Below are 14460 nucleotides of genomic sequence, written 5' to 3' on the forward strand. Positions count from 1 at the left end.
GTACGTTACTCCTACGCACAGCCCTTCACTCCTAGCGGCCGCTGAGCAGACTCTTACCGGTCCAGTGCCTTCATTACCCGGAGGACAACCTCAGTTCCTTTGCGAAGGAACGCACGAACGGCAGTCCTCGGCCGTGATGACAGCAGAATATCGCCGCCGCGGCCATGCCAACGACGACGACGGCGGGCAAATACGCCACCAGCAGCCCGCTCGGCTGCAACAAACACATCCAATCACCGAAGGGTAAAGACCCGCCCGCTCAACTGCGGTCAGTCGAGTAGCGCTACGCCAAACTCAGCGACGACGGCCCGCAATTCCCCGAGGTAGCGCTGCGCCTGGTCGGTAAGGGGAATAGCAGCGTGGCCGATCCAGCCGATCTCGATGCGTTCGTCAACGTCGAGCGGGATGGCGACGATCTCCGGGTCGAGCTCCCCGCTGATGATGCCCGTCGAGATGGTGTAGCCGTGGAGCCCGATCATGAGGTTGAAGATCGTGGCACGGTCAGAGACCCGGATCTCCTGCTTACTGGACATGGTGGAGAGAATCTCCTCGGCGAAGTAAAAGGAGTTGTTCGCACCTTGATCGAAAGTTAGCCGCGGCAAGCCGGCGAGATCAGCGAGAGTCGCACGCTCCTTTGAGGCGAGGGGGTTTTTCCTTGAAATGAAAATGTGCGGATCGGCAAGGAAAAGCGGAGTGAACGCGAGTCCGGATTCCCGGAGCAGCTTGTCGATGATCTTCCTGTTAAAATCGTTCCGGTAGAGGATGCCTATCTCGCTGCGGAGCGTCCGGACATCCTCGATGATGTCCCAGGTACGGGACTCACGGAGCGAGAACTCGTATTCGGCCACATCAGTGGCCTTGACCATCCGGACGAAGGCGTCCACCGCGAACGAGTAGTGCTGCGTTGACACCCCGAGCAGACGTCGCCGCGGTGGCCTGCCAAGGTAGCGCTGCTCGAGGAGAGCGAACTGCTCGACGACTTGCCTCGCGTAGCCAAGGAACTCCACCCCGTCGGCGGTGAGGGTGACGCCGCGGGCGGAGCGAAGCAGGAGCGCACGGCCAACCCGGGCCTCAAGGTCCTTCATCGCTGCGGACATTGTCGGCTGCGCTACATAGAGAAGATCGGCGGCTGCGGAGATCGACCCCTCAGCTGCAACTTCTATGAAGTAACGGAGCTGCTGAAGGGTCAATCCGCTCGGAATCTGGGCCATAGGGAAATTCTATATGAATGCATAGTAACCACTAGTTACTTGATACCCCTCGGAAGGCTGCACCATGGATACATCACCTTCTGAAAGGCCGTCTCCGGCCCATCAACGGATTGGCAGCACATGGCAGACGACTTCACCTTCAGCATCACAACGACCCCCTTCGACGAGGACTACTCCCCGTCGGAAGGATCGCGGATCACAACGAATTTCGCCAACCTGGCACGGGGCGAGCACCGCCAGGAGAACCTCCGCAACGCCTTGACCATGATTCGGCGCCGCTTCAACGATCTCGCGAGCTGGGACAACCCGGACCGGGACCGTTACACGCTCGAGCTTGAGATCGTTTCCGTGCAGATTGAGTTCACTGCGGAAGGTACGGATCAGCAGTTCCCCCTGTTCGAGGTTCTCGACATCCAGATCGTCGACCAGCTGAACGGGGTCCGTCACCAAGGGATCGTGGGGAACAATTTCTCCTCCTACGTCCGTGACTTCGACTTCAGCGTCGTACTGCCAGCGGCTTCAGCGGCGTCAGGCAAGCCCACGGTTCCCGAGGACTTTGGCGATCTTCACGGCAAATTGTTCCAGCAATTCCTCGATTCCCCGGCATGCCAGGAACGCTTCCCGCAGCCGCCAGTGGTGTGCATCAGCGTCTCCACGAGCAAGACGTACCGGCGAACTGAGAACCTTCACCCAGTCCTGGGCGTCGAGTACCAGCAGGACGAGTTCTCGCTGACGGACGCGTACTTCGCAAAGATGGGGCTGCAGGTTCGCTACTTCATGCCACGCGGCAGCGTAGCGCCGCTCGCCTTCTATTTCCGCGGCGACCTGCTCAACGACTACTCCAACCTGCAACTCATCGGCACGATCAGCACCATGGAGACGTTCCAGAAGATCTACCGCCCGGAGGTCTACAACGCGAACTCCGCCGCCGCCGTCGTCTATCAGCCGAGCCTGGGAGAGCAGGATTACTCGCGGACCCAGATCGCTTACGACCGCGTCGAGCGCAGTCAGCTCGCGATCACTCAGGCGAAGTACACGGAGGAACACTTCATCACGCCCCACAAGGATCTATTGGACCAGTGGACCGCCAAATACCCCGCTCTCGTCAACTGACCCACGGAGAACCGTCAATCATGAACACACTTTTGCCCACCACCGTTGTCGGAAGCCTGCCCAAGCCATCGTGGCTCGCACAGCCGGAGACTCTCTGGTCCCCGTGGAAACTGGAGGGAGATGAGCTGCTCGAAGGCAAGCAGGATGCGCTGCGCATTGCCATCCACGAGCAGAGCCGACGCGGTATCGACATCGTCAGCGACGGCGAGCAAACCCGCCAGCACTTCGTCACGACCTTCATCGAGCATCTCAGCGGGGTCGACTTTGAACAGCGCAAGACCGTGCGCATCCGCGATCGCTACGACGCGAGCGTGCCGACCGTCGTCGGGCCGGTGCGCCGCGAGCGGCCGGTGTTCGTCGAAGACGCAAAGTTCCTCCGCGCAACTACCGATCGACCGATCAAGTGGACTCTTCCCGGTCCAATGACCATGGTGGACACTCTCTTCGATGACCACTACAAGAGCCGCGAGAAGCTGGCCTGGGAGTTCGCTGCGATCCTCAACCAGGAGGCGAAGGAACTGGAGGCGGCCGGCGTGGACATCATCCAGTTCGATGAGCCCGCGTTCAACGTCTTCCTTAATGAGGTCAAGGACTGGGGCGTGGCTGCGCTGGAGAGAGCGGCAGAAGGGCTGCGCGCGGAGACCGCCGTGCATATCTGCTACGGCTACGGGATCAAGGCGAATACTGACTGGAAGGCGACGCTCGGCTCACAGTGGCGGCAGTACGAGGAAACCTTCCCGCTGCTTCAGAACTCCAGCATCGACATCATCTCGCTGGAATCCCAGAACTCCCACGTGCCCATGGACCTGATCGAGCTCCTCCGCGGCAAGAAAGTCATGCTCGGTGCAATCGACGTCGCAAGCGAGACCATCGAGACGCCGGAGGAAGTCGCCGACACCCTCCGCAAGGCCCTGCAGTTCGTCGATGCGGACAAGCTCATCCCCAGCTCCAACTGCGGCATGGCACCGTTCCCCCGCGACGTCGCACTGGCCAAACTGAGTGCCCTCAGCGCAGGGACGAACATCATTCGCGAAGAACTCGAGCGCTCCGCACCCAAGGCGTCCTAACGATGTTTCACGCTTACCCCCCAGACACCTGGCTCGAGGCTCCCAAGCCAGGCTTCCCGTCCTCCCTCTCGGCCGACGACTTCAAAGCACTGTTCCGCGGCCACCCCGGCGGTGTCGCCGTCATCACGGCGGATGCCGGCGAAGGACCGGTGGCGTTGACGGTATCGTCGGTCGTGTCAGTGAGTGCGGAACCTCCGTTGCTGATTTTCTCGGTCTCGGCACTGTCCTCTGCCTCCGATGTGCTTTCACGCGCCGAAACCGTCGTCGTGCACCTGCTGGACGCGCACGACGTCCACTTGGCGAAGTTTGGAGCAACCCCCGGCGCCGACCGCTTTGACCAGACGCACCGCTGGTCGGCCCTTGAAACCGGCGAAGCGGTGTACGACGATGTCCGCGCCTGGGTGCGCTGCGCCGTCATCAATCGCATGGAGGTGGGGACCTCCACCATCGTCGCCGTTCACGCCCTGGAGTCCCGCGTGATACGTGACGTCCAAGCGGGCGAACCCAGCGACGCTCTGGTCTACCACAACCGCTCATGGCACCGCCTGGGCGAGCATTCCAAGCTTGAGGGCTGAGCGCCGCGCCAACCATGCTGGGCAGCACGCCGAACGGCGGACGACGGCGGGAGGATAACTCCCGCCGTCGTCCTCGTTCACAAGGAGCAACACGAACCGGTTATGAAGAATCTTCAGGATGGTTTCGCTGAAAGTCATGTCATCGGCATATGCAACAACCATGAAGAAGTAAGCGGCGACCAAGAGCCGACGCTTGATCAGTGGTGCAGCTGCATGCGTTGGAGGACGGTGGCGGATATTTCCTCCACGGACATGGACGCGGAGTTGACGTAAGGGATGTTGTTGGCCCGGTACATATCCTCGGCGTTACGCAGCTCAAAAGCGCACTGATTCAGCGAGGCGTAGTTGCTGCCCGGGCGGCGTTCCTGCCGGATCTGGCTGAGGCGGACGGGCTGGGAGGTCAGCCCGAAACATTTGCTCGCGAATGGCAGCAAGGGTTTCGGTAGGGTCATTGTGTCAAAGTCTTCCTCTACCAGGGGGAAGTTGGCGGCGAGGATGCCGTGCTGCAGCGCCAGGTACATGGTGGTGGGAGTTTTCCCGCACCGCGAGGGGGCGATGAGTATCAATTCGGCGCGTTCGAGCGCCCGAAGCGACTGACCGTCGTCGTGCTCTATGGCGTATTCGACGGCGGCCATGCGGGATTGGTAGCGGACGGCGTCGCCCACCCCGTGAGCCTGGCCGGGCTTGCCGTTGGCCTGCGCACCAAGGGTCTGTTCGAGTTGACCGATGTGGGTACCGAAAAGGTCGAAGAACTGCCCGCGGCTCCGGGAAAGGATGGCACGGATGTCCTGCCCCACAGCAGTGGAAAAGATGATCGGCAGGGATCCGCTGTCCGCGACCCGATCGATCAGTGCCACCACCTCACGCGCTTGCACGACGGTGGTGATGAACGGGATGGTCCGCCGTTCCAGCCGCTGGCCGGGGAACTGCGTCAGCAGCGTGTTGCCGAGTGTTTCAGCCGTGATTCCGGTGCTGTCGGAAAGGAAGAACACCGTGGGGGCAGGCGGGGAGCCTGCCCCCACGGTTGTGTGGTCTGCCATTTAGACCGTGGTGCTGGTGGTACGTGTGGTGCGGGCCAGGCGCAGCCAGGTCTCGGTCACGGCATCAGGGTTCAGCGAAATCGAACTGATGCCCTGTCCGAGGAGCCATTCCGCGAAGTCCGGGTGGTCGCTGGGGCCTTGACCGCAGATCCCCACATAGCGGCCCTTGGCGCGGCACGCCGTGATCGCCATTTCCAGCAGTTTCGTCACGGCCGGATTCCGCTCATCGAAGCCTTCAGCAACCAAGGCGGAGTCACGATCCAGTCCCAGGGTGAGCTGGGTGAGGTCGTTGGAGCCAATGGAGAAACCATCGAAGTACTCCAGGAACTCATCGGCCAGGAGCGCGTTGGCCGGCAGTTCGCACATCATCACGATCTCCAGCCCATCCTCTCCTCGGCGGAGCCCATTGGCGGCGAGGAGTTCAATCACACCGCGGGCCTCGTCCAGAGTCCGTACGAACGGGACCATGAGCTTGATGTTGGTCAGGCCCATCTCGTTGCGGACGTACTTCAAAGCTTCGCATTCGAGTTCGAACGCCTGCCGAAAGGACGCCGAAAGGTACCGGGATGCGCCACGGTACCCGATCATCGGGTTCTCCTCCTCCGGCTCGAAAGCCGGACCACCGATGAGGTTGGCGTACTCGTTGGACTTGAAGTCCGAGAGCCGGATGATGACAGGTTCCGGTGCGAACGCCGCCGCAATGGTGGCGATGCCTTCAGCCAGCCGGCGGACATAGTAATCGCGGGGACCGTCGTAAGCGGCGGTCTTTTCCTGGATCTGCCGGACGGTGTAATCATCCAAGGCAGCAGGGCGCTCGATTTCACCTGCCACCGCCAACAAGGCGTTGGGGTGGACGCCGATCTGCCGGTTGATGATGAACTCCAGGCGGGCCAGGCCCACGCCATGGTTGGGGAGTTTGGAGAAACTGAACGCTTGTTCCGGGGTACCCACGTTCATCATGATCTTCACCGGAGCTTCCGGCATGGTCTCCACGCTGGTCTCGTGCAACGAGTACTCGAGCAAACCTTCATAGACCAGCCCGGCCTCCCCCTCCGCGCAGGACACCGTGACAGGGGCCCCGTCCTTGAGGATCTGCGATGCGTACCCTGTGCCAACCACAGCAGGGATGCCCAGTTCCCGGGCAATGATCGCTGCGTGGCAGGTCCGTCCGCCACGGTCAGTGACAATGGCCGCGGCCTTCTTCATGATCGGTTCCCAGTCCGGATCCGTCATGTTCGCCACCAGGACATCGCCCTCCTGGAAGGAGGCCATCTGATCAATCGAAGACAGTACCCGAACCTGCCCGGCACCGATCCGCTGACCGATCGCCCGGCCTTCAACCAACACCGTAGAACGCTCCGTCAGCGTGTACCGGGACGTGGTACCGGCGGCCCTACGGGACTCGACGGTTTCCGGACGGGCTTGAAGAATGTACAGCTCACCATCCACGCCGTCCTTACCCCACTCAATATCCATCGGACGGCCATAGTGTGCCTCTATGGCTACCGCGTGACGGGCGAGCTCCTGGACTTCGGCATCGGTCAGGCTGAAGCGGCTCCGCAAATCCTGCGCCACCGGAACGAAGTCAACGGTCCGGCCAACTTCGACCGAATCCGCGTAGACCATCTGCACGGCTTTGTCCCCCAGGCCACGCTTGAGCACGGCAGGCCGCCCGGCTGCCAGAGCCGGCTTGTAGACATAGAACTCGTCCGGGTTCACAGCACCCTGGACCACGGCTTCGCCCAGCCCATAGGAAGACGTGATAAACACAGCGTCCGTGAAGCCGGTTTCGGTGTCCATGGTGAACATCACCCCGGAAGCGCCGACGTCGGAACGCACCATCCGCTGAATACCGGCCGAAAGCGCCACTTCAGAGTGCGTGAAGCCGTGATGCACGCGGTAGGCAATGGCGCGGTCGTTATACAGGGAAGCGAACACATCCTTGATGGCGAGCAGGATGTTCCCGATGCCACGGATGTTCAGGAACGTCTCCTGCTGTCCGGCGAACGAAGCATCAGGGAGGTCCTCAGCCGTGGCACTGGAACGCACCGCCCAGGATACATCCCCGCCATGCTCTCGCGTGAGGCGCTCATATGCGGTCCGGATGTCTTCTTCGAATCCGGCTGGGAATGGTGTTTCACGAATCAAAGTGCGAATTTCCTGGCCGACCTTGGCCAAAGCAGTGACGTCGCTGCTGTCCAGGCCTTCCAGGATGCCTTCGATCCGGGCATCCAACCCGGACTCCGCCAGAAAACGCCGGTAAGCGTCCGCCGTCGTCGCGAATCCGCCCGGAACTTTCACCCCGGCAGAGGCGAGATTCCGGACCATTTCGCCAAGCGATGCATTTTTGCCGCCAACCTGGTCGAGGTCGGACAAGCCAAGCTCAGAAAACCAAAGAACGTTAGTCATAAATTGTGTCCTCCATTGGGCACGCTCTGACAAGCGCTAAAAAACTAGGTCATGCAAGGATCAAGGCACCAGCTCAGTGGAAGCAAATAGATGTGACTCGCGCAACATATGCACGAAGTAACTTAAGGTCATCAAGCTCGTGGGTAGCGGCGTCGAAGTTGACGAACGAAGCCCCCATGCTCAGAGGCAAGAAGGTCACAAGGCCAACTTCGGAAGACCAACGTGTTCGCGTCCAGACGCCAACAGCCTCGTTCAGCTCGTGCACTGCCGAAGCGAAGTCGGCCGGATGGTTGTAGATTACGGACCCTTGGATACACAGTTCCTTTTGCACGATAGGCCGAGTGGGCAACGGGACCACGATCGCGGATTGACCGATGAGGCATATCCTCCCGAGCGCGTCGGCGTTATCAATGGCGCTGATCAGCCCGGGGCCGACACCGGAAGTTTCGAATACAACCTGGAACCGCTCGGTCGGGACGAGAGTCGTGTCACGGGCGCCCTGCTCGAGGGCGCGCTCAAACTTCGCCCTGTTCGGCTCGACGACGGCGGGCTTGATGCCGCGGTCAATGAGAGAGGCGATTACGCACTGACCTTGCGAGCCGGCGCCGTTCACGAGGACGGACTCGTCCTCTGTAACGGCCATGCGTTGGATTGCAGCCCGTGCGACCATCGCCGCTTCAAAGGACGCGAGCACTTCGACAGGAGTGCCAGGTCGAAGTTTCCATGCGAAAGAGGCAGGGACCGCCACAAGTTCCGAGAATATGCCGGGCCGGTCGCGCCCGACGACGATCCGATTCACACATAGTTTTGATTGGCCCTTTGGCACCATTCGCATTCCAGGCAGACATAGTTTGGTTCCACAACAACGATGGTGAGCCTGCCTCAGTTGGCTGTCACCGATTACCGCAACGCCAAGCATGTAAACATGTCGCGCGCTGGATGGTCCGAACTGCTTGAGACCCACCTGGCACTGGAGGCGTGGCAACGCGATGTCGTCTTGAGCCTTCCCAGCGTCTTTGGACTTCCAGAGTTACTCGCCCACAGCGACCTCATCGCTACACTCCCAGAGCACCTCGGATCCGCACTTGGCCTGACTCAGGCCAGCGCCAATCTAACTATTTGCCCGTGCCCGCTCCCCATCTCACGTGTCATCTCAAGCGTGTACTGGTCCCACCGCCACGACGCTGATCCTGGTCACAAGTGGTTTCGTGAGATCTTTACATCAGCGTTTGCGTTATCGGGTAGACCCGCAAACACCTAACGACACCTCCTGATGAGGTCTCAATTCGAGCCACGTTTCAGCGAGAGAAGAAGACGCCAGAGTCTTGACTCCAGCTTCGCTCTCCCCGCCTACAGCCGGGGTGGGTCTAGCAGGTTGTGAGAACGACCGTTATCAGCGTTGGAAGCCCGGGAGAGGGAAAGTAGCTGCGAAAACTACCGTCCTTCGGCAATTCGAACGCTCTTCGCGGGTCAGCATGTATCTGATTGAAGACTTGCGTGCGCCCAGGCGCTTGACAGCCTGGGCGCTGAGACACTTACGACTCCATTAGACATTCAGCACAGCAGCGGAGGCCTGTCCAAGCACCATCGGAACCCCCAGCGTGCTGCGCATCGCCGCCGCCTCAGCGCTCCGTAATCTTTACCCCACCAATAATTTGCAACGCCGTTCGGGTGCCGACGAACTTCCAGCCGGCACCCGCAGGCATTACTTTCCGGCTGTTATTCCATCACCCATTTCCGCCAACTGGGCGACGATTTCACCGGGGCTCCTTTCACCTACCTGCTTTTGCAGTAGTGGAGTGTGGTCCAGGATCCAGTCCCGGAGCGGCCGTGCAAAAGGTGGCGCATGGTGGAACACCTGTCCCAGAATGAAGGCCTGCTGAACCTGGGATGTGGTGTGCGGGATGCGTGGACGCTCGTACGTCTCTAGGGCGGCCCTAACGGCGCCTGTGTCATTCACATCAGTGCCGAAGAGTGCTTTGCCCAGGAAATAGCCGTCGCCGATCGACATTCCCGCCCCGTAGGCCGCATAGGGCGAGGTAGCGTGGGCTGCATCGCCAGCGAGGGTGACACGGCCCTCGGACCACTTCTTGAGGGGCTTGCGGTCGCGGATCGGCCACCGCTGAATGTGTTCGGAGCTTGTCTGGCGAACAATCTCGGCCAGAGGATGGCCGAATCGGTCGGCCAGCCCTTGGGCGTGCGAGAGCAGATCTGCGGGCGCTGGCGTTTCAGGGTTCCATGCTTCCAGGACCCACCATTGGAAGCCCTCGTTGCCGTCCCGTCGGATTGACGTGTAGCTGCCTTGGACCTTTCGGTCGTGTGACAAGACGGCCTCTCCGTGCTGGACGCCGGGGATTTTCGCGAACGTGTAGCCCCCCAAAATGTGCAACCGGTGTTCCCGTCGGGGTGAATCTCCCCACAGTGATTTGCGCACCATCGAATCAATTCCGTCGGCGCCGACTAGAAGCGGGGTATTGACGATGCTGCCATCCTTCATCGTCAACTCGACGTGGGTGCCCTGGTCTCTGAAGGAAGCCACCTCCCTATCGACCGCCAGCATGCCGTCGGGAAGGGCGGCGAGCATCCGCTTATAGAGATCTGGCCGAAGCAGACCGATGAATCCACCTCCGTATTGCTCAACAACCGTGGAAGGAATGTGAATGTCAGCGCGGATATTTCCCTTGGTGCTACGGAACGTCGTGTGACAAGGCGCGCCGAGGTCCTCGACGTCAACGCCCATGTCCCGCAGTGCCTTGATGGGGGGCGGCCAGAGGTTGAGGATGTTTCCTGCCGGGCGAGCTTCGCGGTAGCGCTCAAAAATGACGACCGGGTGCCCGGCCTTGTGGATTGCCAGGGCGGATGCCATTCCGGCTGGCCCGGCGCCCAGCACCACGATTGGCCCGGTTGATCCTGTGTTTGTGTTCATGCGTATTTCTCTTCTTTGAGTAGTTCCGGGTGGAAGCGGACCGCTGATCGCGTGGGTGCCGGTGGGGCGACGTCAACCCACCTCTGGTGGTGCGCGGAATCGAGAACCGCGTCGGTGATTTGGTTCGCTCTGGCCCCATCATTGAAGGTTGGAAGGCCATCCGGCTTAGGGCCTTGAATGGCCTGATACGTGTCGCGGACGAACCCGTTGAAGGCGTCTTGATAGCCCATGGGATGTCCCGGCGGAACGATGGAGAGCCTGGCGGCATCGAGTCCAAGTACGGCGCTGTCGCGCACCAGCACTTCCGTTCCGTCCCGGCGGCCGATCTGAAGGATTTCGGGTTGTTCCTGGGAGAACTGGATACTTGCCTCGGTCCCAAAGATCTCAAGGCGGAGGTCATTCTTGTGTCCAGCGGCAACTTGCGAGACCAACAGTGTTCCGGTGGCTCCCCCGGCGAGCCGAAACAGAACAGCAGCGAGGTCTTCGGTTGTGACCGCCTGGCCGGAGCGCATGGGGTGCACGGTGCTGGTGACGGCGCAAAGACTCTGGATGTAGTCCCCTGTGACGAACTCAATGAGGTCCACTAGATGAGAGCCGATGTCAGCGAATGCCCGGGAGCGGCCACCGCTGGAGGAATTGACTCGCCAGTTGTTGTCCCCAGGTGTCAGCAGCCAGTCTTGGAGGTAGTGCCCGATGATGGTACTAACAGCCCCTACGCCGCCAGCAGAGATGCGTGCCCGCGCCTCACGGACCATTGGGTGAAACCGGTACACGAAGGGCACTGCGGCGACGACGCCACGCGCCGCAGCTTCAAGGGCTAGAGACCCCGCCAACGCACTGTCGGTTGCTAGCGGCTTTTCGCAGACAACGTGCTTTCCTGCTTGGATCGCTGCCCATGCCAGGGGCTGATGTGTGGCGTTAGGGGTACAGATATGGACGACGTCGATGGACGGATCGGCGATGAGCGCCAGGCCATCGGAGGCAGCGGACCTGAATCCCAGCTCCTTGGCTGCGGCTTCGCCCTTCACCGGCGTCGATGAGGCGATCTTGGCCAGCTCGGCACCGGCCGTGGTTGCTGCGCGGCTGTGCACAGCTGCCATGAAGCCCCCGCCGATGATCCCTATTTGGAGCTTCCGGGCATCACCAACCACGTTGCTGCCCTTCCAATCTGCGTAGCAGAGCATGCTGGCGGCGGACCTGCTCCAAGGACCTGTACGGAAGCCTGTCTCCCTCGTACTCACTGGAGAGGTATCCAGACCACTCACTGGTGACAAGCGTCTTCATGATGTCGTCCCAGGGAATGTGTTGGTCCACGAGCTGATCGTCGATATCGAAGAACTTCGCCTGGATGAACGCCGTATAGGGAAGGACATCCACGAGGTCCGACATTGGCACGCCGAGCGGCTTTCGCCATCCTTCTTCCTGTGCTTCATCGCTGAGCCCGTCCTGGTGCGCTGTGGTGGCTGCACGTTGGAAGATGCCGGTGTCAATCAGCAAACGAAAGTTATCTGACCCGGTGCGCTCGATAAAGGCGATGTATTCGTCCACGACCGGATGTTTGATGGGCGTCGGGCCGTGGATTTCCGGGCAGATTATGATGCCGAGATCGGTTGCCAGGTCCAGGTTCCGCTCTACGACGGCCTCCCAGATCGGGTGGGGCTGCAAGTCCATGCTGACGACGCCGATTTTCGGACGAACTGAGGTGAACCCGAGAGTGGAAGCCAACCGCAAGTCCCGGGCAAGCATGACGGAACCCTCCTCCACGGTCAGGTCCCGGTTGCGCCACATGCGGGAGTCGATCCAAGACCCGTAGTTGGTGGCTTCGAGACCGTATTTGGAGAGCAGCCCGTGCCAGTGGTCAATCCAGGCCGTGGTGGGTTCAGGGTAGTTCGGGATGTTCCCTTCTCCGAGAATCTCGATACCCGTGGCGCCAAGGTCCGCTATTTCAGCCATTGCATCTTCGAGGGTGAGGACGGTATTCATGTCCCCGGTGTAGCTGTAAAGGGAGACTCCGTACTTGAGGTTGCTCATGAGACGATCGTGACCTTGCGCTCGGAATGGAAAATGGAGGGTTGGAATTCAACGGGGATGTAGGGCGCCTGCAGGGCGATATCGACGCTTACGTGGTGAACTCCCGCCGGCAGCCCGCCCTCGTGGGGGACCGTAATCACGGCCGGTTCATCCAGCTGCCATCTAACGTCTGTTGAGGCGCGAAGTTCGGTGATGGAGAATTCACGTCCCTGCAGGGTCCACTGCGGCACTTCGCTGTCCCAGGTTTGGTCGCCGACGGTCACTGTTACCCCGTCAATGAGGCTTCCCCAAACGCCCCGGTAGTTCGGCATCCGCAGTTGAAACTCGAAGCCTGTGGCTTTTCCGTTCGTGAACACGTTCCGGAAGCCCCGGTTCTGGATCAATTCTCTGTCTAGCATGGTCGTTCCTTTCTAAGGGTGGGATTGCGTGCTTGTTGCCGGGACCAAGAGAGAGGCCACTGCCCGGGCCCCTGCTACTGCGAGCGCGACTCCTGTGAGTGTGGGGTTGCATGCTGTGGCGGTGGGGATGACACCATTGCCTGCGACGTATAGCCCTTGCACGTCCCAGACACGCCCTGTCGGGTCACAGACAGAGGTTCCGTCGTTCCTCTCACCCATGCGGACGGTGCCTTGGTAGTGCAGGGACGCCCCGGGAGGGAACGTGAGGGGTGCCTCGTTCAGCGGCTCGCCGAGAGCGGCTCCTGCTGCAACGATCGATGCCCGGGCCGCTTGGAGGTTTCGTTTGTCTTTTTCTGTCAGGGAGTAGTGGATACGCATGGCGGGCATGCCGTAGTCGTCTACATCTTCGTCTGAGAAGGCGACACGGTCCGTTGGTTGAATGTCTTTGGCGCAGAACCAGCCCAGGCCGACGATGGAGCCGGGCACGTGCTCGCCCTCGATTGGGACAGGTGAGGCGTCGAGTTGCATTACCTGCCCGTGGAAAGGCTCCTCGTCGGTGAACGGCACCCAACTCACACCGCTTTGGGCTGTGATGGCGCTCTCCACACTGGATGACTCGGGGACTGCCGGGACGTCCCGGAGCTGCACGGCGTAAACGATTTGAGGTTGGTCGTTCAGATAGCGGCCAAGGGCTGACGGGCGGATCGCGGAGGCGAACAGCAGTTGGGGCGTGCGCAGGGCATCCGCGGCCACGATGACGAACCGGGCTGTGACAACATGCGAAGTGCCCGCGCGTAGGTCGCGGACCTTTACGCCCGTGACTTGCCCGCCATCTGTCAGAATCTGCGTGACAAGGGATTCGTCGACGAGGGCGAAGTTTGGGTTGGAACGGGTCGTCTCGCCGAAGACCACGTCCGACCCGGACCAGATGAATGTTCCCTCTTCGGTCCGTCGAACGGCCAACGGCATCGGTGCGACTTTTCGGTTCGACGCCCGCTGAGTGTCCAGTGCGTCACTGAGACGACGGCGCACCTCATCGGCCAGAGGGGCCTCGGCCAAAGCATCCGCGGTTACAGACAGCAGCCGTTCTCCTTCGCTGAGGAGTTCGTCCAGATTTCCGAGAAAGCCGATGCGTTCGCTCGCCCCTGGGCGCGGGCAGGCCCCCGTCCAATGTGCGGCCATACCACCCACGTTGCTGGACATCGCAGCTGCCGGCAGGCCATCCTCCCCGGGTTGCTGCCACCCATTTCGGAGCAGGAAAGTGCCTGGACGCAACAGGCGAGCCTCGTCGGCGGCGTAGCCATCCATGGTGTCCGTTGACGAGGAACTTAGCGACGGGGTAGGTCCTTCTGATTTGCGCTGGGCGGCGGCGCGCCGTTGAACATCGCTGATGTTCTTGACGTGGGCCCCGGGCGGGTCACTGATGGTGGGGCCGGCTTCGAAAAGCACGACGGAGGCCTCGGGCCTGAGCTCACTGAGGATTCGGGCATATGCAGCCCCGGCGGGTCCGCTGCCAACAATGACGACGTCGGCGTAGGAGGGATATTCGCGCTCGTGGTTCGCAATTTGGGTAACAGCCAAGGAAGCCTCCGGTTCGTGGGAAGGGGGGAGAACCGACGATTCCTGAAGTCATCGTCGACTGACGTATCTAACTTATGTGCATGGCGTACAAAAGTGCAAGGCCCCTGTA

12 protein-coding genes are annotated in these 14460 nt (G+C 61.0%); 3 read left to right on the forward strand and 9 right to left on the reverse strand.

Annotated elements, in window-relative coordinates; genetic code table 11:
* Positions 1-269: 269 nt before the first annotated feature.
* The gene (locus tag N7568_RS02910; RefSeq protein ID WP_261608399.1) at positions 270-1211 is read right to left on the reverse strand and encodes a LysR family transcriptional regulator; all 942 of its coding nucleotides are present in this window, start codon (positions 1209-1211) and stop codon (positions 270-272) included.
* Between the two features lie 120 nt (positions 1212-1331).
* On the opposite strand from N7568_RS02910, the gene N7568_RS02915 reads away from it, so the two are divergent.
* Genes N7568_RS02915 through N7568_RS02925 form a run of 3 tightly spaced genes read left to right on the forward strand, consistent with a single transcriptional unit; the run spans position 1332 to position 3966 of the window.
* Positions 1332-2324 (forward strand): DUF1852 domain-containing protein, encoded by a 993-nt coding sequence (locus N7568_RS02915; RefSeq protein ID WP_261608400.1) that lies wholly within the window; start codon positions 1332-1334, stop codon positions 2322-2324.
* Between the two features lie 20 nt (positions 2325-2344).
* Complete coding sequence (locus N7568_RS02920; protein ID WP_261608401.1) at positions 2345-3391, forward strand: methionine synthase; 1047 nt, start codon at positions 2345-2347, stop codon at positions 3389-3391.
* A 2-nt stretch (positions 3392-3393) separates the two neighbouring features.
* Positions 3394-3966, forward strand: coding sequence for a flavin reductase family protein (locus N7568_RS02925; protein WP_261608402.1), 573 nt, complete (start codon positions 3394-3396; stop codon positions 3964-3966).
* 197 nt (positions 3967-4163) lie between these two features.
* On the opposite strand, the gene N7568_RS02930 is transcribed toward N7568_RS02925, so the two are convergent.
* The 8 genes from N7568_RS02930 to N7568_RS02965 all read right to left on the reverse strand — a co-directional run bounded on the left by N7568_RS02930 (position 4164) and on the right by N7568_RS02965 (position 14351).
* Positions 4164-5006, reverse strand: a complete 843-nt coding sequence (locus N7568_RS02930; RefSeq protein ID WP_261608403.1) for a pyruvate, water dikinase regulatory protein — start codon at positions 5004-5006, stop codon at positions 4164-4166.
* On the reverse strand, positions 5007-7415 hold the full coding sequence (ppsA, locus tag N7568_RS02935) for a phosphoenolpyruvate synthase (protein WP_261608404.1): 2409 nt from the start codon (positions 7413-7415) through the stop codon (positions 5007-5009).
* A gap of 73 nt (positions 7416-7488) precedes the next feature.
* The gene (locus tag N7568_RS02940) at positions 7489-8058 is read right to left on the reverse strand and encodes a zinc-binding dehydrogenase (protein ID WP_261608405.1); all 570 of its coding nucleotides are present in this window, start codon (positions 8056-8058) and stop codon (positions 7489-7491) included.
* 1062 nt (positions 8059-9120) lie between these two features.
* Positions 9121-10341: an FAD-dependent oxidoreductase gene (locus tag N7568_RS02945; protein ID WP_261608406.1), complete on the reverse strand. Its 1221-nt coding sequence runs from the start codon at positions 10339-10341 to the stop codon at positions 9121-9123.
* A complete protein-coding gene (locus N7568_RS02950; protein ID WP_261608407.1) occupies positions 10338-11525 on the reverse strand; it encodes a Gfo/Idh/MocA family protein in 1188 nt (395 codons plus the stop codon). The genes N7568_RS02945 and N7568_RS02950 overlap by 4 nt, the downstream gene beginning before the upstream one ends.
* A complete protein-coding gene (locus N7568_RS02955) occupies positions 11482-12372 on the reverse strand; it encodes a sugar phosphate isomerase/epimerase family protein (protein WP_261608408.1) in 891 nt (296 codons plus the stop codon). The genes N7568_RS02950 and N7568_RS02955 overlap by 44 nt, the downstream gene beginning before the upstream one ends.
* Complete coding sequence (locus N7568_RS02960) at positions 12369-12770, reverse strand: C-glycoside deglycosidase beta subunit domain-containing protein (RefSeq protein ID WP_261608409.1); 402 nt, start codon at positions 12768-12770, stop codon at positions 12369-12371. Before N7568_RS02960 ends, N7568_RS02955 begins: the two co-directional genes overlap by 4 nt.
* Positions 12771-12782: 12 nt before the next feature.
* Positions 12783-14351 (reverse strand): GMC oxidoreductase, encoded by a 1569-nt coding sequence (locus N7568_RS02965; protein ID WP_261608410.1) that lies wholly within the window; start codon positions 14349-14351, stop codon positions 12783-12785.
* Between the last annotated feature and the right edge of the window lie 109 nt (positions 14352-14460).

The sequence above is a fragment of the Paenarthrobacter aurescens genome (assembly GCF_025421775.1).
Classification (GTDB): Bacteria; Actinomycetota; Actinomycetes; order Actinomycetales; family Micrococcaceae; genus Arthrobacter; species Arthrobacter aurescens_B.

Bases quoted from the DNA above. Each gene is read 5' to 3' on its own strand.
- N7568_RS02930 (WP_261608403.1), bottom strand. From the start codon at position 5,006: ATGGCAGACCACACAACCGTGGGGGCAGGCTCCCCGCCTGCCCCCACG.
- N7568_RS02910 (WP_261608399.1), bottom strand. From the start codon at position 1,211: ATGGCCCAGATTCCGAGCGGATTGACCCTTCAGCAGCTCCGTTACTTC.
- N7568_RS02940 (WP_261608405.1), bottom strand. From the start codon at position 8,058: ATGGCCGTTACAGAGGACGAGTCCGTCCTCGTGAACGGCGCCGGCTCG.
- N7568_RS02920 (WP_261608401.1), top strand. From the start codon at position 2,345: ATGAACACACTTTTGCCCACCACCGTTGTCGGAAGCCTGCCCAAGCCA.
- ppsA (WP_261608404.1), bottom strand. From the start codon at position 7,415: ATGACTAACGTTCTTTGGTTTTCTGAGCTTGGCTTGTCCGACCTCGAC.
- N7568_RS02960 (WP_261608409.1), bottom strand. From the start codon at position 12,770: ATGCTAGACAGAGAATTGATCCAGAACCGGGGCTTCCGGAACGTGTTC.
- N7568_RS02945 (WP_261608406.1), bottom strand. From the start codon at position 10,341: ATGAACACAAACACAGGATCAACCGGGCCAATCGTGGTGCTGGGCGCC.
- N7568_RS02950 (WP_261608407.1), bottom strand. From the start codon at position 11,525: ATGCTCTGCTACGCAGATTGGAAGGGCAGCAACGTGGTTGGTGATGCC.
- N7568_RS02925 (WP_261608402.1), top strand. From the start codon at position 3,394: ATGTTTCACGCTTACCCCCCAGACACCTGGCTCGAGGCTCCCAAGCCA.
- N7568_RS02955 (WP_261608408.1), bottom strand. From the start codon at position 12,372: ATGAGCAACCTCAAGTACGGAGTCTCCCTTTACAGCTACACCGGGGAC.
- N7568_RS02915 (WP_261608400.1), top strand. From the start codon at position 1,332: ATGGCAGACGACTTCACCTTCAGCATCACAACGACCCCCTTCGACGAG.